The sequence below is a fragment of the Hylemonella gracilis str. Niagara R genome (assembly GCF_000600295.1).
Taxonomy (GTDB): domain Bacteria; phylum Pseudomonadota; class Gammaproteobacteria; order Burkholderiales; family Burkholderiaceae_C; genus Hylemonella; species Hylemonella gracilis_A.
Map to the genome: position 1 here is coordinate 1,369,165 of NZ_JEMG01000001.1, position 20,967 is coordinate 1,390,131.

23 protein-coding genes are annotated in these 20,967 nt (G+C 67.3%); 15 read left to right on the forward strand and 8 right to left on the reverse strand.

The window, feature by feature from the left end:
• Positions 1-93: 93 nt before the first annotated feature.
• Together AZ34_RS06290 and AZ34_RS06295 are read right to left on the reverse strand one after the other, a co-directional pair.
• Entirely contained in the window at positions 94-1,518 is a 1,425-nt protein-coding gene (locus AZ34_RS06290) for an aldehyde dehydrogenase family protein (protein WP_035606045.1), read from the reverse strand.
• A 41-nt stretch (positions 1,519-1,559) separates the two neighbouring features.
• Positions 1,560-2,546: a Bug family tripartite tricarboxylate transporter substrate binding protein gene (locus tag AZ34_RS06295; protein ID WP_035606048.1), complete on the reverse strand. Its 987-nt coding sequence runs from the start codon at positions 2,544-2,546 to the stop codon at positions 1,560-1,562.
• Positions 2,547-2,780: 234 nt separating this feature from the next.
• Between AZ34_RS06295 and AZ34_RS06300 the strand changes: the two genes are divergently transcribed.
• The 5 genes from AZ34_RS06300 (at position 2,781) to AZ34_RS06320 (ending at position 7,499) form a co-directional block, all read left to right on the forward strand.
• On the forward strand, positions 2,781-3,863 hold the full coding sequence (locus tag AZ34_RS06300) for an alpha/beta hydrolase (RefSeq protein WP_035606050.1): 1,083 nt from the start codon (positions 2,781-2,783) through the stop codon (positions 3,861-3,863).
• Positions 3,864-4,011: 148 nt separating this feature from the next.
• Complete coding sequence (locus tag AZ34_RS06305; RefSeq protein ID WP_035606052.1) at positions 4,012-4,488, forward strand: MaoC family dehydratase; 477 nt, start codon at positions 4,012-4,014, stop codon at positions 4,486-4,488.
• Positions 4,485-5,009 (forward strand): MaoC family dehydratase, encoded by a 525-nt coding sequence (locus AZ34_RS06310; protein WP_081767106.1) that lies wholly within the window; start codon positions 4,485-4,487, stop codon positions 5,007-5,009. Before AZ34_RS06305 ends, AZ34_RS06310 begins: the two co-directional genes overlap by 4 nt.
• A gap of 16 nt (positions 5,010-5,025) precedes the next feature.
• Positions 5,026-6,699, forward strand: coding sequence for a class I adenylate-forming enzyme family protein (locus AZ34_RS06315; protein WP_081767308.1), 1,674 nt, complete (start codon positions 5,026-5,028; stop codon positions 6,697-6,699).
• A complete protein-coding gene (locus AZ34_RS06320; protein WP_051509574.1) occupies positions 6,696-7,499 on the forward strand; it encodes an SDR family NAD(P)-dependent oxidoreductase in 804 nt (267 codons plus the stop codon). The genes AZ34_RS06315 and AZ34_RS06320 overlap by 4 nt, the downstream gene beginning before the upstream one ends.
• A gap of 2 nt (positions 7,500-7,501) precedes the next feature.
• Here AZ34_RS06320 and AZ34_RS06325 read toward each other — a convergent pair whose 3' ends face one another.
• The 4 genes from AZ34_RS06325 to AZ34_RS06330 all read right to left on the reverse strand — a co-directional run bounded on the left by AZ34_RS06325 (position 7,502) and on the right by AZ34_RS06330 (position 10,543).
• Positions 7,502-8,059 (reverse strand): dihydrofolate reductase family protein, encoded by a 558-nt coding sequence (locus AZ34_RS06325; protein WP_035606056.1) that lies wholly within the window; start codon positions 8,057-8,059, stop codon positions 7,502-7,504.
• Between the two features lie 100 nt (positions 8,060-8,159).
• A complete protein-coding gene (locus tag AZ34_RS18240; RefSeq protein WP_155831734.1) occupies positions 8,160-8,315 on the reverse strand; it encodes a hypothetical protein in 156 nt (51 codons plus the stop codon).
• Between the two features lie 340 nt (positions 8,316-8,655).
• A complete protein-coding gene (locus tag AZ34_RS17930; RefSeq protein WP_197026509.1) occupies positions 8,656-9,222 on the reverse strand; it encodes a GNAT family N-acetyltransferase in 567 nt (188 codons plus the stop codon).
• A 49-nt stretch (positions 9,223-9,271) separates the two neighbouring features.
• Entirely contained in the window at positions 9,272-10,543 is a 1,272-nt protein-coding gene (locus AZ34_RS06330) for an acyl-CoA thioesterase/bile acid-CoA:amino acid N-acyltransferase family protein (protein ID WP_035606058.1), read from the reverse strand.
• A 248-nt stretch (positions 10,544-10,791) separates the two neighbouring features.
• On the opposite strand from AZ34_RS06330, the gene AZ34_RS06335 reads away from it, so the two are divergent.
• Entirely contained in the window at positions 10,792-11,439 is a 648-nt protein-coding gene (locus AZ34_RS06335) for a YdeI/OmpD-associated family protein (protein ID WP_051509575.1), read from the forward strand.
• Positions 11,440-11,469: 30 nt separating this feature from the next.
• Here AZ34_RS06335 and AZ34_RS06340 read toward each other — a convergent pair whose 3' ends face one another.
• The gene (locus AZ34_RS06340) at positions 11,470-12,447 is read right to left on the reverse strand and encodes an NAD-dependent epimerase/dehydratase family protein (protein WP_035606060.1); all 978 of its coding nucleotides are present in this window, start codon (positions 12,445-12,447) and stop codon (positions 11,470-11,472) included.
• Between the two features lie 75 nt (positions 12,448-12,522).
• On the opposite strand from AZ34_RS06340, the gene AZ34_RS06345 reads away from it, so the two are divergent.
• Entirely contained in the window at positions 12,523-13,077 is a 555-nt protein-coding gene (locus AZ34_RS06345) for a TetR/AcrR family transcriptional regulator (RefSeq protein ID WP_051509576.1), read from the forward strand.
• A gap of 13 nt (positions 13,078-13,090) precedes the next feature.
• Here the strand turns inward: AZ34_RS06345 and AZ34_RS06350 are convergent, their stop codons facing one another.
• Entirely contained in the window at positions 13,091-13,900 is an 810-nt protein-coding gene (locus AZ34_RS06350) for a fumarylacetoacetate hydrolase family protein (RefSeq protein ID WP_035606063.1), read from the reverse strand.
• A 148-nt stretch (positions 13,901-14,048) separates the two neighbouring features.
• Between AZ34_RS06350 and AZ34_RS06355 the strand changes: the two genes are divergently transcribed.
• From AZ34_RS06355 to AZ34_RS06390, 8 genes are all read left to right on the forward strand, one after another.
• Complete coding sequence (locus tag AZ34_RS06355; RefSeq protein WP_051509577.1) at positions 14,049-15,068, forward strand: D-2-hydroxyacid dehydrogenase; 1,020 nt, start codon at positions 14,049-14,051, stop codon at positions 15,066-15,068.
• Between the two features lie 86 nt (positions 15,069-15,154).
• Positions 15,155-15,922, forward strand: a complete 768-nt coding sequence (locus AZ34_RS06360; RefSeq protein ID WP_035611068.1) for a DNA-binding transcriptional regulator — start codon at positions 15,155-15,157, stop codon at positions 15,920-15,922.
• 236 nt (positions 15,923-16,158) lie between these two features.
• Positions 16,159-17,136: an amidohydrolase family protein gene (locus AZ34_RS06365; RefSeq protein WP_051509578.1), complete on the forward strand. Its 978-nt coding sequence runs from the start codon at positions 16,159-16,161 to the stop codon at positions 17,134-17,136.
• Positions 17,133-17,798: a flavin reductase family protein gene (locus AZ34_RS06370; RefSeq protein WP_051509579.1), complete on the forward strand. Its 666-nt coding sequence runs from the start codon at positions 17,133-17,135 to the stop codon at positions 17,796-17,798. Before AZ34_RS06365 ends, AZ34_RS06370 begins: the two co-directional genes overlap by 4 nt.
• Positions 17,795-18,550, forward strand: a complete 756-nt coding sequence (locus tag AZ34_RS06375; RefSeq protein WP_035606065.1) for an HpcH/HpaI aldolase family protein — start codon at positions 17,795-17,797, stop codon at positions 18,548-18,550. Before AZ34_RS06370 ends, AZ34_RS06375 begins: the two co-directional genes overlap by 4 nt.
• Positions 18,547-19,398, forward strand: a complete 852-nt coding sequence (locus AZ34_RS06380) for a hypothetical protein (RefSeq protein ID WP_051509580.1) — start codon at positions 18,547-18,549, stop codon at positions 19,396-19,398. The genes AZ34_RS06375 and AZ34_RS06380 overlap by 4 nt, the downstream gene beginning before the upstream one ends.
• Before the next feature lie 44 nt (positions 19,399-19,442).
• The gene (locus tag AZ34_RS06385) at positions 19,443-20,321 is read left to right on the forward strand and encodes a fumarate hydratase (RefSeq protein ID WP_051509581.1); all 879 of its coding nucleotides are present in this window, start codon (positions 19,443-19,445) and stop codon (positions 20,319-20,321) included.
• Positions 20,318-20,920 (forward strand): fumarate hydratase C-terminal domain-containing protein, encoded by a 603-nt coding sequence (locus AZ34_RS06390; protein WP_035606068.1) that lies wholly within the window; start codon positions 20,318-20,320, stop codon positions 20,918-20,920. The genes AZ34_RS06385 and AZ34_RS06390 overlap by 4 nt, the downstream gene beginning before the upstream one ends.
• Positions 20,921-20,967: the final 47 nt, after the last annotated feature.

The window sequence follows — 20,967 nt, forward strand, 5'->3', positions numbered from 1 at the left end:
AACCGAACCGGCCCGCCTTGCGTGCGGCCGAATGTGAAGCGCGCTTTGCGCGCGGGTTCGATTCCGGCGCCCGGCACGATCGAACCGGCCGCCTCACTCCTCCCAACCCAGCAGCGCCTTCACCTCGAGGTATTCCTCGAAACCGAACACGCCGAACTCCCGCCCGTTGCCGGACTGTTTGTAGCCGCCGAAGGGCAGGCTGCGGTCGAAGGGGGCGCCGTTGAGGTAGACGCGGCCCGCGCGGATGCGGTTGGCCACGGCGCGGGCGCGGCGCACATCCTTGGACTGCACGAAACCGGCCAGGCCGAAGGGCGTGTCGTTGGCGATGGCGATGGCTTCTTCCTCGCTGTCGTAGCTGATGATCGAGAGCACCGGGCCGAAGATTTCCTCGCGGGCGATCAGCATCTGGGGTGTCACGTCACCAAAGACCGTGGGGCGCACGTAATAACCGCGCTGGGTCTGTGGTGGGCGCCCCGTGCCGCCGGCCACCAGAGTCGCGCCTTCGTCCTGGCCTGAACGGATCAGGGCCTGCACCTTGTCGTATTGCGCCTGGCTGACCAGGGGGCCCAGGGTGGTGGCCGGGTCCAACGGGTCGCCCAGGCGGATGGCGGCGACGGCTTCGCGCGCGGCCTCGAAGGCGGCTTCGCGCCGCGCCCGGGGAATGAGCATGCGGGTGGGCGACTGGCAGTTCTGGCCGGCGTTGGTGTAGCAGGCGTGCACGCCCTGGATCACCGCCGCCTTGATGTCTGCGTCGTCGAGGATGATGTTGGCGGACTTGCCGCCCAGCTCCTGCGCGACGCGCTTGACCGTGTCCGCCGCCAGCTTGGCCACCCGGATGCCGGCCGCCGTCGAGCCAGTGAAGGACACCATGTCGATGCCGGGGTGCGCGGCGATCGCCTCGCCCACCGTGGGGCCGTCGCCGTTCACGAGGTTGAAGACGCCCGGCGGCAGGCCAGCCTCGTGCACGATCTGCGCGAACAGCAGGGCGCTCAGCGGCGCGACCTCGCTGGGCTTGAGCACCACGGTGCAACCCGTCGCCAGCGCGGGCGCCACCTTGGAGGCCACCTGGTTCAGCGGCCAGTTCCAGGGCGTGATCAGCCCGCAGACCCCGATGGGTTCGCGGCGCACGATGCCCTTGCCCATGCGCTCCTCGAAGGGGTAGTCGGCCAGCACGCGCGCGGCTTCCTCGAAATGGAAGAGCGCGACGGTGGCCTGGCGCTCGGTCGCGAAGGTGATGGGCGAACCCATTTCCAGGGTCATGGTCCGCGCCAGTTCCGGCAGGCGGGCCCGAAAGCCCGCGATGATCTTGTGCAGCCAGTCCAGGCGCTGCGCGACGCTGGTCTCGGCATAGGCGGGGAAGGCGCGCCGCGCCGCCTGCACGGCGCGGTCCACGTCCTGCCGTGTACCCAGGCTGATGTGCGCGAAGGTCTCCTCCGTCGCGGGGTTGAGGACGCCGAGGGTCGAGGGCGAGGCCGGCTGCACCCAGGCCCCGTCGATGTAGAACTTCAATGGATCCATGGTTCCTTCTGTCGTGACGCACGCGCGAAGCGCGCGGCGGTTCATTCGAGCGAAATCTTGGCGCTGTCGATGACGCGTTTCCACTTCGCCGATTCGTTTGCCATCAGCTCGCTGAGCTGGGCCGGCGTGGCGGCCAGCGGCACCATGCCGAGCGCCGTCAGCTTGGCCTTGCCCTCGGCCGAGCTGGTGTACTGGTTGATCTCCTTGTTCAGCGCAGCGACGATGTTCTTGGGCAGACCGGCCGGGCCGACAAGGGCACTCCAGACGGTGGCTTCCAGCGGAACGCCTTGCTCAGTCGCGGTGGGCAGGTCCGGCAGGCCCGGGTAGCGGGTCTTGGACGCGACGGCCAGGGCCTTCAGGCGGTTGCCCTTGATGTTGGGCTCCAGGGCCGTGACTGGCGCCGACACGCCATCCACCGTGCCGCCGATGGCGTCGGTCATCGCGGGTGTGTCGCCCTTGTAGGGAATGGAGCGCAGCTCGGCGCCGGTGTTGAGCCGCAGGTACTCGGTGGCCAGGTGGCCGATGGTGCCGTTGCCCGGGTTCGAGATGAACAGCGGGTTGGGCCGTGACTTGCTCAGGGCGACGAACTCCTTCAGGTTGTTCGCCTGCACCGAGGGGTTGACGGCAATGACCAGGGGGATTTCACCCACCAGCGCGATCGGCGTCAGGTCTTTCTGGGCGTCAAAAGGCATGGGCTTGTACAGCCACTTGTTGTTGGCCAGCGGCCCCGAAGTGCCCAGGGCCAGGGTGTAGCCGTCCGGCGCCGACTTGGCGACGAAGTCCACGCCGAGGTTGCCGCCCGCGCCGACCTTGTTCTCGACGATGAACTGCTGGCCGAAGCGCGTGCTCAGGTGCTGTGCGATCTGGCGCGCCACCAGGTCCGAGCTGCCGCCGGGCGCGAAGATGGCGATGATGCGCACCGGCTTGTTGGGCCAGCCGCCGGTGCTCTGGGCTAGCGCAGTGCCCAGCAGGGCGAGGCATGTCCCGAGGACCGTGGCGAAGGTGCGGAAGAACGTGGCGAATTGCATGGTTGTCTCCAGGTGTTGTGCGCACAGTGTCCGTAGAAACAGGGCCGCCAACAATTCGCCATTTCGAGCTTTCCGTGGGACGGAATCTCCGTGACGTCTGTGCGCGTGGTGTCCGGCGGTGGCACAGCTTTCTGCTGCGCGGAAAGTCCGTAAATCGCGCTTGTGCCCGGAAACGGCCCGCGCCATCCTGCGCCGGCCCGGTAACACCAAGACACAACACGAGGAGACAAACCCATGAACCACGACAAGACCCCTTCCGGCTGCTGGAGAGCGCACTGCCAGCGCCTTGCCTTGGCGAGCCTGGCCGTAGTGCTCGCTGGCACCGCCGTCGCGCAAGGCACGCGCGCGCCCGCTGCCTCGGGCTCCAAGCCGCCGATCGTCCTGGAATCGACTGGCGCCTATGAAGTGGGCGGCAAGGTCATCCGCAACCCCGACAACCCAGCGCAGACACTTTCTTGTGACCACGGTTACGTCGAGTACTTCATCCCGCAGAACCGGCGCCAGGTCGGCCTGATCCTCTGGCACAGCTCCAGCACCAAGGTTTGGGAAAACCGCTGGGACGGCGGCGAAGGCTACAAGAGCCTCTTCCTGCGCCAGCGTTACCCGGTCTACCTGTGGGACGGCCCGCGTGTCGGCCGCGCCAACTGGAGCTGTGAGCCGATCAACTACAAGCCGGATTACTTCGACCAGCGCAACTACCTCGCCTGGCGCTTCGGTCCTTCGTTCATGAACTGGCACCCGGGCGTGCAGTTCCCCACCGGCGACGCCGAGGCCTGGAACCAGGCCACGCGCGCGCGTTATGACGAATTCGACACGCTGGACAACGCGCTGCTGCAGGGCGAGGCCGGTGGCCAGGCGATTGACAAGCTGGGCCCCGTGGTCGCGGTGACCAACTCGGCCGGCGGCTGGCGCGCGCTGCTGTCGGCCTTGAACGCGAAGACCAACAACATGAAAGGCATCGTTGCCTACGAAACCCCGGGTTTCGTCTTCCCCGAGGGCGAGGGCGTGCCACCTGCCCCCAAGGCGCCCTTCGGCCCCAACGCCGTGCCGCTGGTCGAGTTCATGAAGCTGACCAAGTTCCCCATGCAGATGGTGTTCGGCGACCACACCGCCACGCACCCGACCTGGTCGGTCCATCTGAAGAACGCGCGGACCTTCTGCGAGGTGGTCAACAAGCACGGCGGCGACTGTGAAGTGCTGCTGTTGGCCGACGCCGGCCTGCAGGGCAACACCCACATCCCCTTCGCCGACCTGAACAACGAGGCGGTGGCGGCCGAGCTGTCCAAGTGGCTGCGGCGCAAGGGGCTGGACAAGTGATCGGCCAGCGGGCGCGGAAGGGGCCCCTGCATTCCGCGCCACGGAACAAGCCAACAATCCGCTTGGGGCCAGGCCGAGGCTGATGCATCCTCGGGCGCAACAGAAACAGATGCAGCCGCACTGTGTTGCGCAGACTTTGAGGAGCCCCATGCCCGCGCGTTTTTTTGAAGACTTCCAACTGGGCGAGAGCTGGGAAAGCCCCGCCTTCCCCGTCTCGGCGGACGAGATCGTGGCTTTCGCGCAGCGCTTCGATCCGCAGCCCATGCACACCGACGCGGTGCGCGCGGCTGCGGGCCCCTTCAAGACCTTGGTCGCGAGCGGCTGGCATGTGGCCTCGCTGGCGATGCGCGAGTTCGTGCGCGCTGGCGGTTATGGCGACACACCGATGGTGGGGCTGGGCATCGACGAACTGCGCTGGCAGGCGCCGGTGCGCGCGGGTGACGTGCTCACCGTGCGCCGCGAGATCGTCGAGCTGCGGCGCTCGGCCTCCAACCCCGGTCACGGCATCGTGCGCACCCGTGTCACGGTGCGCCGGCAGGACGGTACCGTGGCCATGTCCTTGGTCAGCGCCGGGCGGGTGCCCGCGCGTGTTGCCACGCCGGCGTCCAGCGGGGAGGGCGCATGAACCTGCCGGACCGCCTGGTGCTGGAACCCGACACGGTGGGCACCTCGGCCGGCGCAACGGCCATTGTGACCGTGGAACATGCTGCCGACCTCGCGGCCTACGTGGGCCGCCCGCTGGGCACCAGCGCCTGGGTCGTTCTCGACCAGGCCAAGATCGACGCCTTCGCAGCGCTTACTGGTGACGACCACTGGATCCACGTTGACGTGGAACGCGCGGGCCGCGAGATGCCGGGCGGCAAGACCATCGTCCACGGTTTTCTCGTCCTCTCCCTCATTCCCTTCCTGCAGCGCGGCATCTACACGGTGCGCCAGCGCGGCAAGGGCCTGAACTACGGCTGCAACCGCGTGCGCTTCACCGCGCCCGTGCCGGTGGGTTCGCGCGTGCGCCTACGTCAGTCGCTCAAGGACTGCCAGCGGCTGGCGGACGGCGTGCGTCTCACCTTCGAGTCCACCATCGAGATCGAGGGGCAGGAACGCCCCGCGCTGGTGGCCGACACCCTGCTTCAGATCTTCGACCTTTAGCGCCACGACACGCATGATGACGAACCCCGACGACTCCCTCCAGGCCTTCAAGCCCTTTGCCGACATCATCGCGGCCCACGCGCAGGCGCGCCCTGAAGCCGTCGCCTTCCGCGTGGAGGACCGCACCCTGGACTGGCGCGCGCTGCAAGGCCGCGTCAACGAGGTGGCGCGCGCGCTGCTGCGCGATGGCATCGCGCCCGGCGACCGCGTTGCCCTGCTGGGTTTCGCGTCCCTGTCCTACGTCGAATGCTTCTTCGGCATCGTCGCGGCCCGTGCCTGCGTGGTGCCGCTGCCCGTGTCTGCCAGCGTCGAAACGCTGGAGGCCCTGCTGGCGGACTGCGACGCCAAGTTGCTCTTCGTTGATCCCGATGTGGGCGACGCGATCCTGGACATGACCGGGCGGCTCGCTGCGCTGCAGGTTGTTCCCTTCGGCCGCGCGGGCGCGGAGGGTGGGGTCTACGCGGCGTGGCGCACGCATGGGCAATCGGTGGGGCAAGCCGTGGGACTGGCAGGCCAGGCAGTGCAGGAAGGACTCAGCGGCGCGCCCCTGCCGCAGTCCCAAGCCGAGGACCCGTTCAACATCATCTACAGCTCGGGCACCACGGGCCTGCCCAAGGGCATCGTGCACCTGCACGGCATGCGGCAGCAGCAGGCCAGCCGCAAGGGTTTCTTCACGCCGCAGGCGCGCACGCTGCTGTCCACCCCGATGTACTCCAACACCACCCTCATGCCCATGCTGGGCACGCTGGTCAACGGCGGCACGACCTTGCTGATGCGCAAGTTCGACGCGGGGCGTTACCTGGCCCTCGCCCAGGCGCAGCGCGCCACCCACACCATGCTGGTACCGGTGCAGTACCAGCGCCTGCTGGCCCATCCCGATTTCGCGGGCAGTGATTTGTCTGCGCTGGAACTCAGCCAGTCCACCGGCGCGCCCATGGACCTGGCCCTCAAGCGCGACATCCTGTGGCGCTGGCCCGGGCGCTTCCTGGAGGTCTATGGCATGACCGAGGGCGGCGGCTCCTGCTTCCTCGATGCGCGTGCGCACCCGGACAAGCTGGCCACCGTGGGCCGGCCGGCGCACGGCTCGGAGGTGTTCCTGATCGACGAGACCGGGCGGCGTTTGTCCGAGGGACAGCCTGGCGCTGTGGGTGAGGTCGTGGGCCGCTCGCCCTACATGATGGCCGGTTACCACAACCGTCCCGAAGCGACGGCGCAGCTGCGCTGGCTGGACGAGCAGGGCCGCGTGTACCACCGCAGCGGCGACATCGGCCGTTTTGATGAAGACGGCTTCCTGATCTTGCTGGACCGCATCAAGGACGTGATCATCTCCGGCGGCCACAATATCTACGCTTCCGACCTCGAAGCCGTGCTGGCCCGGCATGCGGACGTGGCGGATTCGGCCGTGATCGGCGTGCCCAGCAGCGCTTGGGGCGAAACCCCGCTGGCCCTGGTCGTGCCCAAGCCCGGCGCCCGTCTGGACCCGGACGCCCTGCGCGACTGGGTCAATGCCCAGGTGGGCAAGACCCAGCGCCTCTCGGGCGTGGAGTTGCGTGCGGCGCTGCCCCGCAACGCCCTGGGCAAACTGTCGAAAAAGGAACTGCGCACGCCGTACTGGGAGACCCGTGGGGAAACCAGCGGGGAAACCCGGGACGGCGCGCGGCAAGAGCAAACCAAGGCGCCTTCACCATGAACACCAACGACCGATCTGCCACTGCAACCTCCAAAGAACGCCGGCCCGTGTGCATCGTCACCGGCGCTTCGTCCGGCATCGGCGCGGCCACCGCGCTGCTGTTCGCGCAACGCGGCCACGACGTGGTGATCAACTACGCCAGCCAGGCCGATGCCGCCGAGCGCGTCGCGGACCAGTGCCGCGCGGCGGGCGCCGAGGCCCTGGTGGTGCGCGCCGACGTGGCCGACGACGCGCAATGCCGCGCCCTGGCCGAGGAAGTGCGGCGGTTCTGGGGCCGGGCCGACGTGCTGGTCAACAGCGCCGGCATCACGACGAAGTTCGCCGACCTCAAGGACCTGGACGCGCTGTCCGCCGCTGACTTCGAAGCCATCTACCGCGTCAACGTCATCGGCACCTTCCAGATGTGCCGCGCCGTTGCGCCCCTGATGAAGGGCGCGCCCGCGCCCGCCATCGTCAACATCTCGTCCATGGGTGGGCGCATGGGCACCGGTTCGTCCATGGCCTACGCCGCCTCCAAGGGCGCCGTCAACACGCTGACGCTGTCGCTCGCGCGCGCGCTGGCCCCGGCCATCCGCGTCAACGCCGTGCTGCCCGGCATGGTGGACGGCCAGTGGCTGCGCAAGGGCCTGGGCGAAACCGTCTTCCAGGAGCGCCGCAAGCGCTACGAAGCCCGCGCCCTGCTCGGCGCCGTGGTGCAACCGGAGGACGTGGCGCGTGCCGCTTACGGGCTGGCCACCGAGGCCCTCAAGCAGACCGGGCAGTTGATCGATCTGGAGGGAGGATTTCTGCTGGGGGCTTGAGTTCAGCGCGCGCGCCGGTAGTGCATGACAACCGCGCCGCAGCGCAGCGGCTTTGCCGAGATCAGCTCGAGCCGTCGTGTGCTGGTTAGCCCGCCCTGGTACAGGGTCGGGCCGTGGCCCGCGATTCGAGGGTGGACGAGGAACCGGTACTCGTCGATCAAATCCAGCCGGTCCAGCGCGGCCGCGAGCTTGCCGCTACCAAGGAGCACGCCGTCCGGCGTCGCGTCCTTCAGCTTGCTCACTGCGGTGCGCAGGTCGCCGGCGATGAGGTGGCTGTTGTTCCAGGGGAAGTCCTTGCGCGTCGACGAGACCACATACTTCAGCTTGGCCTCCAGCTTGACCGCCCATTCGCGCATCGCCGCCGGTGCCTCCGTGTCGCCCCGGGCCACCGCCGGCCAGTAGCCCTCCATCATCTCGTAGGTGACGCGGCCCCAGAGCATCGCTCCGCTCTCGTTCATGAGCTGGGTGAAGAAGGCGTGTGTCTCGTCATCGGCGATGCCTTCCTGGTGGTCGACACAGCCGTCCAGGGTGAGGTTGAGGCTGAAGGTCAGGAGTCCCATGGTGGTTTCCGTTCAAGATGTGCGATGGGATTGATACGTCCAGGTTTGGCAAGCCCCGTTCCACCCATGGACGCCACTCCTGGCGGCGCAATGCATCAAGCTAGCTTTTTGGTTTTGAAAAGAAGCGAGCCAGTTTTTTGCCAAGTACCGCACCAGCGGCGCCGGCAATTCCTGCGCACATCACCTGCAGCCCGTTGATGCCGCCTCCACTTGGGCGGCCAAAAAGGAAGGGAGCAGCCATTTGAAAAGTGAGCATGGATAGCCCAAGACCGACCCAACCACCAATGCGCTCCGCAGATGTGGGTTTGCTTGTCGTAGATGACGGTTGTTGTTCAACAGGTAGAGAGGTCGCGCAGATGACGCAGTGAGAACGGCCTAGCGTGTTGTCTGTTCCGCAGTTTGAACAAAGCATGGTTAGATCAGAGTTTTTTGACAAGAATTGGCTACTGAATCGCCTAGTGTTTTGGATCAATTTCGACCCATAGAAGCCGGACACCAACTTAGAAATAGAGGTGAGGGTCGGTCGGAGCGCAACGTAGAGAACCACAAGCGTAGATTTTGGCTGTGCACCTTAACTGCCGTGTTGTGCTGTTTTCTCACTTCGCTTCCCACTCCGTCCTCAGCAGGGAAAAAAGTCGTACATCTTGAAATTTGTCTTTCCAGAAGCCGAACTGCCGGAGAATTCCCTCTTCGGAAAAGCCCAGCCTTCGAAGTAGCTTTATTGATCGCTGACTATCGAGGTCTGTAGTGGCTGCGACCCAATTTACATGAAACGGGAAGTGGCTTTCAAAGCAAAACTTGAGCATGGTGGAAACAGCTTCAAAGGCAATTCCTTTGCCCCAATACTGCGGGTGAAGCTCGTAACCGATCTGAATAGAATGAAAATCTTCATTTGTCGAGTGAAATCCACAAGAGCCAATTACTACTTCAGGGTTGGTTGAAAGGCATATTGCCCACCTAAACCATGTGCCGTCTTGCTTTTCATTACGACGCATTCGTGACGCGACCATACTTTTCGCTTGATCGAGACTTGAGAAGGCGTCTATGTCATAGAACTCGGCGACGCTTTCTTCAGAAAAGATTGCGTATACAGCCGGCACATCACTCTCAACAAAGTTACGGAGAGTAAGACGATCAGTAGTAAGAAATGGGAACTTGCTCAAGCTAAGGCCTAACGTGAGGTAGATCGCGAGATAAAACTGTGACTTAGTCTTAAGCATCTGCGAGTGCGCTGCCCAGGAACGCGAGCATTTTCGGCCACGAGTCCTGTCGTGCCCGCGCCGTACCTTCGGGCGTCCCACCCATATCCATTTCTTCTCCGGACACCGGATGCCTCGACTTGAGCATCGTTGTCGGACCGTTTGGCCATGCGATGCTGTGTCCCGCGCCCGCATACGCTAGGTGCTCCACGCGATGGCGGAAGCTTTGTCGTTTGAAGCGCTCCACGGCGAACGCTGTCAGTTCTGTCGATGGCCACAGCTTGTCGTCGATGCCGGTAATCATGAGGACCGGCCCATTGATTTTTTCCACTCGAATGGCCGCCCTGTCTGCGTATGAAGCATCTCTCAATGGGATGAAGTACCAGTCAAAGCTGTCACCTCTTGCTTCGCCAGCGGCCAAGGCCTGGTCCCATTGCTCGTAGCTAAGTGTTTGGGCGTACGGAATTTCATGGCCGTTCAGCGTCCACGCGCCATATCCGCTTTCTGGGTATGCAGGCCACAGTATGCCGCTAGGAACATAGGCGACAACCGCCCGAATTTTGGGGTAGGTCGCACCGAGTAGCAAGGCCAGTTCCCCACCTCGCGAGACGCCCACGACCCCGATGCAGTCCGCAGCCACGCTAGTCTGCGCCGATAGCCACGCCAACGCTGTTTCAAAGTACTCGAGCGGGATGCGGTCCAGCGTTGGCGGCAAGCCTTCCGCGGCGAAGTACGCCAACGCGAGAGCGGCGTATCCGTGTGAGGCCAGCAGCGCCGCCATTTCCTGAGACCAGGCCAACCCGCCGTTGGAACCTCCCACCACAAGGACAGCCCGATGTGGACCGGGTTGCGCCGGCTCGAACATCTTTCCAACCAGGCCGTTTTCTCGGACCTCCCGCGAGACGACTCCGGGTCCAAGATAGACACGCCGGATGGAATGAGCGATAGACGTGCCGCCATCTTTTGCTTCCGCAACCAGTGTGGCCGTGAGCGGGTCCCTGCTCACGCTCTCAAAGCCTTTGGCAATCTCACCGTCCACGGGCGCACGAGACCAGAATAGCCCCATGGCATCCACCCCATCATATGAACCCGAGTCAGGCGCGTGACTACCTAGGTCCACCACGCCATTGGAATCGGCGGTGAAGTTGGCGGTCGATAGGAGGGTGATTTGGTCGAGACGGCTCCAGAGCTTGAGGGAGACTCTTGCGCCAGGCTGCAGGTCCAAAACGCGGATGACGATGGTCTCGTCAACAAGACAGGTCTCAGGCAACGTGTCGAACTTCATGAGCTGAGGTTGAATGTCGGATCTTGAGCATATCCGTAAGCGTTCGCGAACGAGCGGACATGGCCGCTTTCAGTCTACGCGGCAACCCCCAAGCCCTCAAGCGTCGTAGCCTTGCGTGTTCGCACCTCGTCCCAGGAAATTCCGCGCCCAGCAGCCCGGACCAGGGACAGGTGCCTTGGCGGCTGAGGTAGCGACTGAGGTGCCGCAGCCCCCTGTCGGCATCGTTTCCCTTGATGCACACTCCGCACATGCCCATCGAACAGTCTGCCGATACCCCGACCTTGTTCAAGAGCGACCAGGCGTTTGAAGCTTGGTTGAAACGGCACCACGCCACGTCCCCGGGCATCTGGCTCAAGCTCGCCAAGCGCGGTGCCGAGGAAACCAGCGTCACCTACCCGGAAGCGGTGGAGATTGCGCTCTGCTGGGGCTGGATCGACAGTCAGAAGAAGGCGCTGGACGCGCACTATTTCCTCCAGCGATTCACGCCCAGGCGCCCGCGCAGTGTGTGGTCGAAGATCAATGTCGAGAAGGTCGAGGCGCTCGTCAAGGCGGGTCGCATGCAGGCGCCGGGCCTGGCGCAGGTCGAGTCCGCCAAGGCGGACGGCCGATGGGCTCAGGCCTACAGCAGTGCAAGTATGTCCGTGGTGCCCGAAGACCTGATCGCGGCGTTCGACGCTGCACCTGCAGCGAAGCTGTTCTTCTCGACGATCGACGCCGCAAATCGCTACGCCATCCTGTGGCGCATACAAACGGCCGTGAAACCGGAGACGCGCGCACGGCGGATTGCACAGCTCGTTGCGATGCTCGCGCGGGGCGAGACCATTCATGAGGTCAAGCCCAAGGCCGAATCCAAGGGCAGTGCCAAGGGCAGCGCTAACAGCAGCGCCCAGGGCTGAGCGAGCCTGCCATTGGCAAGAAGGGCGGGTTCAGCCCCGCCGCATGGCTTGCAGCCCCTGTTCCCGCGTCACCGCGGGGCGGTAGCCGAGTTCGCGTTGCGCCTTGCCGATGTCGACCGTGAAGGGCTGGCCGATCAGGCGCAGCATCTGCCGTGTGATCGGCGGTTCGCCGGGGCGGGAGAACGTGCGCCAGGCCCATTCCATGACGGTCGCCATGATCCAGGCCATGCGCAGCGGCGCGGAGGCGCGCGGCGGTTCGACGCCGCGGGTCTGCATCAGGCTGGAGAGGAAGGACTTGAGCGTGGTATCGGCCCCGTCGCTGACGAAGTAGGTCTCGCCGCCGCGGCCCTTGGCGAGCGCCAGCTCCACCGCGTGGCAGACGTTGTCCACGTGGACCGTGGACATGGCCTGCGAGCCGTCGCCCACCCAGCGGAACTGGCCGGCGCGCACGGTGTCGATCATGTGGTCCAGGGTCGGCATGCCGGCGCCCCAGATCATCGGGGGGCGCACGACGACCGTCTCAAAAACCCCGGGCCGGTTGGCGCCGATCACCAGCGCCTCGCTGCGCGCCTTCGACGCGCTGTAGGGCGCCCAGGCGCGTTCCTGGCGCGGCAGCGACTCGTCGACCCGCAGCATCGGTGCCATGTCACCCATCACCACGGCGGCGGCACCGACCTGAACGAAGCGCTGGACGGACGCGGCTGCGGCGGCCTGGAGCAAGTTGGCCGTGCCTTGCACATTGGACCGCTCGAACTCGTCGGCCTCGCCCCACAGCTTGAACAAGGCGGCAACATGGATCACGGCGTTGCAACCCGCCACGGCCGCCGTCAGCGAGGGCAAGTCGTCCAGGGAGCCCCGGACCGCCTGTGCGCCGTGCCTGCCTACAATTCCCATGGCTTCCTCGCTGCGCGCCAGCGCCCTGACCTGCCAGCCCTGTGCGACGAGACGTTCGATGAGGCGGCCGCCGACGAAGCCCGAACCGCCGGTGACCAGGCAAGTGGATGTCATGGTGTGTCCAATGTAGTTTTGATATGCCAAATGTATAACGACGTTATAGTCACTGTCAAGTGAGCTGGAATTTCAATGGCAAAGATGGAGTCCGAGACCGCGATCCTTGACGCCGCCGCCGCGCTGCTCGAAGCGCAGGGCGCGGCGAGCCTGACGACACGCGCGGTGTGCGAGGCCGCGGGGGTGAAGGCGCCCACGCTGTACCACTACTTCGGCGACAAGGATGGGCTGGAACGGGCACTCGTTCGGCGCGGGTTGGCCGAGTTCATGCAGCGCAAGCGGCTGCCCCCGGCGTCCGCGGATCCTCTGGAGCAGTTGCGCGCGGGCTGGGAGGTGGCGCTGGAGTTCGCGCTCAAGCGCCCCGCGCTGCACGAATTGTTCGCCCGCCATGCGCGGGTCGAGCCCGATCTGGTCGCGGATGCCTACGCGCTGATGCAGGCGCGGGTGCAGCGGCTGGTCGACATGGGGCGGTTTCGCGGCCCTGTGGACGAGGCCACGCGGGCCATCTGGGCGGCGTCGAACGGCGCCTTGTCGCTGCTGCAAGGCGGCGCTTCGCGCAAGGAGATCGAGGCCACCAGCGAGCTGCTGTTCAACGCCGTAGTCCGGGAGCTGTCGGCTCCCGGCGCCTAGCGGCCTTGCATGATCAGAACCGCAGGGTGGTCACGCCTATCCCGGGAAACTCCGCGCGTACCTCGTCCCCCACCTGCGCATCCAGCAGCCCGCACCAGGTCCCGGTGCTGACCACCGTGCCCGCGGGCACCGTGGCCCCATGCCGGCTGAGGTGGCGCAGCCAGTCGGGCAGCACCCAGCTCGGGTCGCCCACGCCCAGGCTGCCGCGGAATGCGCGCACGGTCTGGCCTTTTGCCGAGATGAACTGAACTTGGCATTCCTGCTGGGACCAGTCATGTGACTGGAAGGGCGCAAAGGGCCGGAAGTCACCGAGCACCAGCGCGCCGTGCACCTGCAGGTCGGCCAGCTTGAGCAGGGGCGGCACTGCCCGGCCGGCGGCCCAGCGCGTGTCCACGACCTCGATGGAGACGCACAGGGCGTCCACCAGGGCCGGGGCGTCTTCGGGCGTGAGGCGCCAGGCTTCGTCCGGCGTCACGGCCTGGCCCAGGCGCAGCGCGATCTCGGCCTCGACCCAGCGGTGGCGCAGGGGCAGCGCCCCCAGTGCGCTGCCCGATGGCCGCACGCCAGCCACCGGCAGGGGCGCGTGCCGCATCGGATCGGACCGCGAGGGCCCGCCGGATTTCCAGTACGGAGGCACGCCCGGCGCATGGCCGAGCGCTGCATACAGCCGCTCTTGCAGGGCGTAAGCCTGTTCGAGTGAGGTGATGTGGGCCAGGGCGGCCTGTTCGTCCACGGCGTTGCCGCCCTGGTGGGCACGCAGCAGGCTCTGGACGATGGCTTCGTCGGCCTCGGTGAGTTGGGGGAGGGTGGGGGTAGGGCGCATGGGGCGATTCTCACCGTGGCGCCGGCGCGCGTCATTGGGGCTTGCCGGGATTCCGCCGCGCGGAAAGCGGGGCCACATCGCTGGTGCCCAGTGGCGCTCGGGGCTAGCATCGCGCGCCACCCCTGCTTTGCCACGCTCTCTGACCACGATGCCCACGCTGCTCATCACCCCCGAGGTTCACCACGATTTCGCCGCCGAGCTGCGCGCGGCCGGGGGCGCCGAACTGCGCTTCGCGTTCGCCGACACCGAGCGCCCCTTGTCCGCGCGGGAACTGGCCGAGGTGGACATCGCGCTGATGTCCCTGGACGTGATCGGCCCGTCCAGCCGCACGGTGCTGTCGCCCCTGATGCAGCTTTACTCGGAACAATTGCGCGCGGCGCCCCGGCTGCGCTGGCTGCACGTGCCCACGGCGGGCGTGGACCGGCCCATCTTCCAGGAGATGCTGCGCCGGGGCGTGCGGGTGACGACGTCTTCCGGCGCCAACGCCGAGGCCGTGGCGCACAGCGCCCTGATGGGCGTGATGCTGCTGGCGCGTGGCGGGCTGCGGTGGCTGCACTCGCAGCGCGCGCACCGTTGGGAACCCCTGCGCGGCCTTGAGGCCCAGGCCGACCTCGCGGGCCAGACCGCCATCGTCATCGGCCACGGGCCCATCGGGCGTGACATCGCGCGCCTGCTAGAGGCGCTGGGCCTGCGCGTGCACAAGCTGCGCCACGCGCCACGGCCGGGGGATGCGGCCCTGGGCATACACGGCTATGCCGCGCTGCCCGCGCTGGCGCCCGAGGCGCACTGGCTGGTGATCGCCTGCCCGCTGACGGAGGCCACGCGGTACCTGGTGGACGCGGCCGTGCTGCGCGCATTGCCGCGCGGCGCCTGCGTCGTCAACGTGGGGCGTGGTGGCGTGCTGGACGAACAGGCGTTGCTGGCCGCGCTGGCCGATGGGCAGATCGCGGGCGCGCACCTGGACGTGTTCGAGCAGGAGCCCCTGCCGCCGGATTCGCCTTTCTGGGATCTGCCCAATGTGCTGGTGTCGCCGCACAACGCAGGTTCCTCACAGCGTTATGGCGAGCGCTGCGTGCGCCTCTTCCTGGACAACCTGGCGCGCTGGACGCGGGGCGAAGCCCTGCAACAGGAGGCGGCGCGCGACCAGACGTTGCGGGCCGCGCCGTGAAGGGCGAGGAAGAACGCGGCCAGGACGTGGTGCGGGAGGATGCGCCGGGGGAGGCCGACCGGGGCCAAGCTACACTGCCCGCCACCATGCCCACGCCCCGTCCGGTCAACGTCGTGCTGCGGGCGCTGCAGATCCTGCGCGCGCTCAACCGGCAGCCGGTTTCCTCCGTCGATGCCATCCACAAGCACACGGCCATCCCCAAGTCCACCATCGTGCGCCTGCTGCAGACGCTGGAGGCGGATGGCCTGGTGCGCCGCGCGCCGCAGTATGGCGCCTATCACCTGACCTCGGAAGTCACGGCCCTGACCAGCGGTTACCACAGCGAGCCGCGCATCGTGGAAGCGGCGGCGGCGCCGGCCGAGGCGCTGACGCAGGAACTGAAGTGGCCGGTGGCGGTGGCGGTGCACGACGGCGACGCGATGGTCGTGCGCTACAGCACCATCCCGCATTCGCCGCTGTCCTTCTTCCACTCCACCATCAACATGCGCCTGAGCCTGGTCACGCAGGCGCTGGGCCGGGCCTTCCTGGCCTACTGCGGGCCGACCGAGCAGGACGCGCTGATCGACCTGCTGGTGCGCAGCAGCGGTGAGCCCATTGCCGGCCAGGAGGCGTCCATCCGCCACATGCTGGCCCAGGTGCGCGAGCGTGGTTACGCGCTGCGCGACCCGCGGGTGCGGCCCGAGTCCTCCACCATCGCCGTGCCCATTTTCGAGGAAACGCGCGTGGTCGCCACCATCGGCCTGACCTGGTTCAGCTCCGCGCTGGACGCGGAGCAGGCGGTCGCGCGCTTCCTGCCGCCGCTGCAGGAGGCCTCGGCCGAGATCTCGCGCCAGCTCGCCGCCACGGCGGGTTGAGGCCGTCGCGCCTGTTCTTCCGGTTGTTCTTTTTGCGGCCCTGACGGCCAGGGCCTGGCTGCGCCGCGCATGCACGGCCAAGCATGCTGCACCGTACCGCACCGCATGATGCCGCCTCGTATTCCGCGCGACGGAATGTCCCGAAACGGGCCTTGGCGCAGGGGGCCGCAACGCCCATGATGGGGGCCTGACAACGCAGACCCGCGCATTCACCGCGCTCAGAGACGAGACACACGATGAGTTCCCCAGCCCCCTTGCTGTTCGATTCCCACGCCCACCTGGTCGCACACGACCAGACCCGTTACCCGCGCAACCCCATGCAGCGCGCCGCCGATGCGCCCTACCGCCCGCCGGGCGTGATCGGCCGGCCCGGCGGCCACCACGGCCCCAACCCCATCAACGAGGTGCCCGACGCCGAACCCATGCTGCGCTGGATGCGCGAGGAGAACGTGGACGGCGCGGTGGCCGTGCAAAAGCGCATGGTCTACCGCTACGACAACAGCTACATCCTCGATTCCTCCGACGCGCACCCGGACATCTTCTCGGCGGTGGTCATCCTCGATGCCGAGGACCCGGGAACGCCGGACCTCGTGCGGCGCTGGGTGCGTGACCACGGCCTGGCCGGCCTGCGCCTCTTCGGCGGTCGCAAGCCCGACGGCAGCATGCCCTGGCTGAATTCGCCGCAGGCGCTCAAGAGCTGGGAGGTCATCAACGAGGCTGGCCTGGTGATGGACCTGGAGGTGCTGGCGCAGGGCGGGGGCGGGCCGTCGATCCCGGCCATCCTGGAACTGGCCGAGCGCTACCCGCACACCCGCATCGTGCTCGACCACCTGCTGGAGCCCGAGCTGCACGACGGTGAGCATTTCGGTCTGGACGCGCGCTGGGAAATGCTGTCTGGCCACCCGCGCATCTTCTTCAAGTTCACCTCCATCAATCTCGACCACTGCCGCGAGGAAGGCTACCCAGCCAACCAGGTGCTGCGCCGCGCGGTCGACCTGTTCGGCGCCGACCATGTGATGTGGGGCTCGGACATCGGCACGTCCTCCGGCACCTACAAGGACATGGTGCAGCGCATGATCGTCGCCTCCGACCTGCTGACGCCGGACGAGCAGCGCGCGGTCTGGCACGACACGGGGCGGCGCGCCTTCGTCAAGGGCGGGGACCGGCAGCGTGGTCATGCCGGGCAACAGGTCGCGAACAAGGCCGGCGCATGACGGCACCGCACCACTACACCACCGTGACCGCAGAGGGCATGGACACGGCCACGGCCTACCGCCTCATCTGCGGCGTGGTGGTGCCGCGCCCGGTCGCGTGGATCACCACCATCGACCACGACGGGCGCGTGAACGCCGCGCCCTTCAGCTCCTACAACTATGTGGCGCACAGCCCGCCCATGGTGGCGGTCAACATCGGCACCCGCCTGGGCGAGCTGAAGGACACCGCGCGCAACATCCGCGAGACCGGCTGGTTCTGCGTGAATGTGGCCACCGAGGACGTGATGGAGACCCTGCACCGCTGCGGCGCGGACTACCCGCCCGAGGTCAGCGAACCCGAGGCGCTGGGCATCGCACTGCTGCCGGGTGTCGCCACGCCGGTGCCGCGCATCGCGGCCTCGCCCATTCACCTGGAATGCAAGCTGGACCAGGCCGTGGCGTTGGGCCGTGGACTCAACACCCTCTACATCGGCGAGGTGCTGGCCTTCCATCTCTCCGATGCCGTGTACGACGGCCGCCATGTGGACAGCGTGAAGCTGCGGCCGATCGCGCGCCTGGGTGGCCCTTGGTATGCGGCCCTGGGCGAGACCTTCCACCGCCCGGCGCTGCAGCGGTCCCCGGGTGAACCTGAACCTTCGACGACACAGAGCGGCAAGGCATGAGCTATTCACTTCCACTCGGTGCGGACCACCACGTCGGCACCTTCGTCAAGACCACCTCGCCCCAGGTCATCGAGATCCTGGGCGGCAGTGGTCTGGACTTCGCCGTGCTCGATGCCGAGCACGCGCCCTACGACCGCGCCGCGCTCGATCTGTCCTTGCTCGCGGGCCGCGCCGCCCAACTGCCGCTGTTCGTGCGGGTGGCCGAGCACACGGCGGCCTGCCTGCTGTCCGTCCTCGACCTGGGCGCCACGGGTGTGCTGGTGCCGCACGTGGACACCGAGCAGGACGCCCGCGCGGCGGTGGCGCATTGCCGCTACGTGGGCGGTGACCGCGGGTATTCCAGTTCGCCGCGCGCGGCCGGTTACGGCGCGCTGGGCATGAAGCAGGCCATCGCGCATGGGGACCGCAGCATCGTGGCCTGTCAGATCGAGAGCGTGGCCGCCGTGGAGAACGCGGCGCGCATCGCCGCCGTGCCGGGCGTGGACGTGCTCTTCATCGGCCGCGCCGACCTGGCGCTGTCCATGGGCCTGGACAACGCGCAGGACCCGCGCGTGAGCACGGCCACGGAAGGCGTGATCTGCGCGGCGCTGGCCGCCGGCAAGACCGCCGGCATGTTCGTCGGCAGCACGGCCGAGCGCGAGAAGTACCGTGCGCTGGGCGTGAGCTGGTTCATCCAGGGCTCGGACCAGTCGCTGTTGCGCCAGGCGGCGCAGGCGATCGCCCGACCCCATTCCCAGGAGACATCGTCATGAGCACTGCCCCATCCACCCTCCGTCCCGCCTCGGTCGCGCGCTGGCACGACCAGGCCCCGCAGATCGCGGATGCGACCGTGCCCACCTGGGTGGCGCGCGGCGCCAACTTCGTCGTCACCGTGACCGATGCGAAGGCCGGTGCGCGCCTGGCGCGCCGGGGCCAGCCGGACGAGTACATGGTCTTCCTGCCGGAGAGCGGCGCCACCTTCCGCGCTGGCGGCGAGACGCTGGAAGCCGGACCCGAGTCGTTGACCATCGTTCCGCCTGGCGACAGCGAGCTGGTGCTGCAAGGCGCGGGGCAGGTGGTCTGCCTGTTTTCGCACCTCGCGCAGGACCTGCTGGCCCTGGCCGGCAACGCGGCCGACTACGCCGAGGCCACGCCCGACGTGGCGCCGCTCGTGCCTTGGCCCACACCCGCCGATGGCTTCAAGCTGCGCAACTACCCGCTGGCGCAGTACACGCAGGCCGACAGCAATATGCGCATCTTCCGCAGCACCAACCTGATGCTCAACATCATGACGCCACGGATGGTGGCGCGTGACGTGCGCAAGCTCAGCCCACATTCGCACGTGGATTTCGAGCAGGGTTCGCTGGCCTTGCGCGGCCAGTGGATGCACCACATGCGCTACCCCTGGGTGCCCGACATGACCGCTTGGCGCGAGGACGAGCACATCGAGGTGGGCAGCCCCTCGCTGACCGTGATTCCGCCCAAGGTGGTGCACACCAGCCGCAACCTGAACGACGGCGGCGCCTGGCTGCTGGACATCTTTGCGCCGCCGCGGATGGACTTTGCCGGCAAGCCCGGCAAGGTGGCCAACGAGAAGGACTACCCGCTGCCGGTGGCCTGAGCCCCGGCAGGCCGAGGCGCACCGCGACCCAGGGCAACACCACCATGGCCATCACCCGCGAGCAGATCACCCAGCTCACTGCGGACCTCTACGAGTGGTCGCTCAAGAAAATCCCGGACGACACCCGCGCGGCGCTGGCCGCTGCCGCGCCGCGCGAGACCAACACGACCGGCCGCAAGACGCTGACCATCATGCTGCAGAGCGCGGACACGGCGCAGCGCACGGGCAGCCTGGTGTGCTCCGACGTCGGCATCCCGACCTACAGCGTGAAGATCGGCACGCGGGTGCACTTCGACGGCCCGGTGCGCCAGGCCATCGTGGACGGTTTCGCGCGCATGGCCGCGCGCAGCGATCCACCCATCCTCAAGATGGTCACGCACCCGCTCACGCACGAGCGTGGCTACGCCGGCAAGGACATGCCCCTGATCAGCTTCGACGTGATCGACGAGGCGGACTACGTGGACATCAGCTGCGCGCCCAAGGCCATGGGCACGGGCCGCTGGGAGGCCACGACCACCTTCGTCTACCCCAAGGCGCAGGAGATCGAGGCCTATGTGCTGGACACCGTGCTGAACGCCGGTTCGCAAGCTTGCCCGCCCATCGTCGTGGGCGTGGGCATCGGCGGCACCATGGACTACGCGACGCGCCTGGCCAAGGAGGCTGTGCTGCGGCCTGTCAGTGAAAAGGGAGGGGTGAACCCCGAGCCTCTGTTGGCGGACATGGAACAGCGTCTGCTGCAGGCCATCAACAGCCTGGGTTTCGGCCCCATGGGCACCGGCGGCGACACCACCGCGATGGCGGTGCACGTGGACTACGCCGCCTCGCACGGCTTCGTGCCGGTGGCCGTGAGCCTGAACTGCTGGATCAACCGCCGCACGCGCGCGCGCATCCATCACGATGGCCGGGTGGAGCGTCTGGAATGAAAGACCTGAACCTGCCGCTGACGCGCGCGGATGTCGAAAGCCTGGAATTGGGCGAAATGGTCACGCTCAGCGGGACCGTGACCATGAGCATCGGCCTGCCCACGCACCGGCGCATGGTCGAGCTGCTGGATGCGGGCCAGCCCTTGCCCGTGGACCTGCGCGACGGGGCCTTTTTGCACCTGAGCTGCTACAACCGCGAGCGCCCGGACGGCGGCCACGATGCGCTGTACCTGAACCCGACCACCAGCACGCGCTACAACGCCTACATGCCGCGCCTGGTGGAGGGCGCGGGCCTGCGTCTGGTGGGTGGCAAGGGCGGCTTGGACGAGGCCAGCGTGGCGGCCCTGCAGCGGCAGGGCTGCGCCTACCTGTCCTTCCTGGGTGGTGGCTGCGCCTTGCTGTCGCAGGCGATCCGCCGGGTGGTGTCCGTGCACTGGCCCGAAGAGATCGCGCAGTTCCGGTTGCTGACCCTGGAGGTGCAGGCGCTGGGCCCTGCCACCGTGGCCATCGACGCGCATGGCCACAGCCTGTACGAACAGCTGCGGGCACAGGCCGTGGCACGGCTGCGGGGTGGGCAGGCCGTTCAGGCCCTGCCGTGAAGAGTCAGGCGGCCTGACACTAGGTTACCGAGATCGCTGAGGTTGCC

Coding starts and splice junctions, on each gene's coding strand:
- AZ34_RS06290 (WP_035606045.1), bottom strand. CDS start 1,518: ATGGATCCATTGAAGTTCTACATCGACGGGGCCTGGGTGCAGCCGGCC.
- AZ34_RS06295 (WP_035606048.1), bottom strand. CDS start 2,546: ATGCAATTCGCCACGTTCTTCCGCACCTTCGCCACGGTCCTCGGGACA.
- AZ34_RS06300 (WP_035606050.1), top strand. CDS start 2,781: ATGAACCACGACAAGACCCCTTCCGGCTGCTGGAGAGCGCACTGCCAG.
- AZ34_RS06305 (WP_035606052.1), top strand. CDS start 4,012: ATGCCCGCGCGTTTTTTTGAAGACTTCCAACTGGGCGAGAGCTGGGAA.
- AZ34_RS06310 (WP_081767106.1), top strand. CDS start 4,485: ATGAACCTGCCGGACCGCCTGGTGCTGGAACCCGACACGGTGGGCACC.
- AZ34_RS06315 (WP_081767308.1), top strand. CDS start 5,026: ATGACGAACCCCGACGACTCCCTCCAGGCCTTCAAGCCCTTTGCCGAC.
- AZ34_RS06320 (WP_051509574.1), top strand. CDS start 6,696: ATGAACACCAACGACCGATCTGCCACTGCAACCTCCAAAGAACGCCGG.
- AZ34_RS06325 (WP_035606056.1), bottom strand. CDS start 8,059: ATGGGACTCCTGACCTTCAGCCTCAACCTCACCCTGGACGGCTGTGTC.
- AZ34_RS18240 (WP_155831734.1), bottom strand. CDS start 8,315: ATGCTCACTTTTCAAATGGCTGCTCCCTTCCTTTTTGGCCGCCCAAGT.
- AZ34_RS06330 (WP_035606058.1), bottom strand. CDS start 10,543: ATGAAGTTCGACACGTTGCCTGAGACCTGTCTTGTTGACGAGACCATC.
- AZ34_RS06335 (WP_051509575.1), top strand. CDS start 10,792: ATGCCCATCGAACAGTCTGCCGATACCCCGACCTTGTTCAAGAGCGAC.
- AZ34_RS06340 (WP_035606060.1), bottom strand. CDS start 12,447: ATGACATCCACTTGCCTGGTCACCGGCGGTTCGGGCTTCGTCGGCGGC.
- AZ34_RS06345 (WP_051509576.1), top strand. CDS start 12,523: ATGGCAAAGATGGAGTCCGAGACCGCGATCCTTGACGCCGCCGCCGCG.
- AZ34_RS06350 (WP_035606063.1), bottom strand. CDS start 13,900: ATGCGCCCTACCCCCACCCTCCCCCAACTCACCGAGGCCGACGAAGCC.
- AZ34_RS06355 (WP_051509577.1), top strand. CDS start 14,049: ATGCCCACGCTGCTCATCACCCCCGAGGTTCACCACGATTTCGCCGCC.
- AZ34_RS06360 (WP_035611068.1), top strand. CDS start 15,155: ATGCCCACGCCCCGTCCGGTCAACGTCGTGCTGCGGGCGCTGCAGATC.
- AZ34_RS06365 (WP_051509578.1), top strand. CDS start 16,159: ATGAGTTCCCCAGCCCCCTTGCTGTTCGATTCCCACGCCCACCTGGTC.
- AZ34_RS06370 (WP_051509579.1), top strand. CDS start 17,133: ATGACGGCACCGCACCACTACACCACCGTGACCGCAGAGGGCATGGAC.
- AZ34_RS06375 (WP_035606065.1), top strand. CDS start 17,795: ATGAGCTATTCACTTCCACTCGGTGCGGACCACCACGTCGGCACCTTC.
- AZ34_RS06380 (WP_051509580.1), top strand. CDS start 18,547: ATGAGCACTGCCCCATCCACCCTCCGTCCCGCCTCGGTCGCGCGCTGG.
- AZ34_RS06385 (WP_051509581.1), top strand. CDS start 19,443: ATGGCCATCACCCGCGAGCAGATCACCCAGCTCACTGCGGACCTCTAC.
- AZ34_RS06390 (WP_035606068.1), top strand. CDS start 20,318: ATGAAAGACCTGAACCTGCCGCTGACGCGCGCGGATGTCGAAAGCCTG.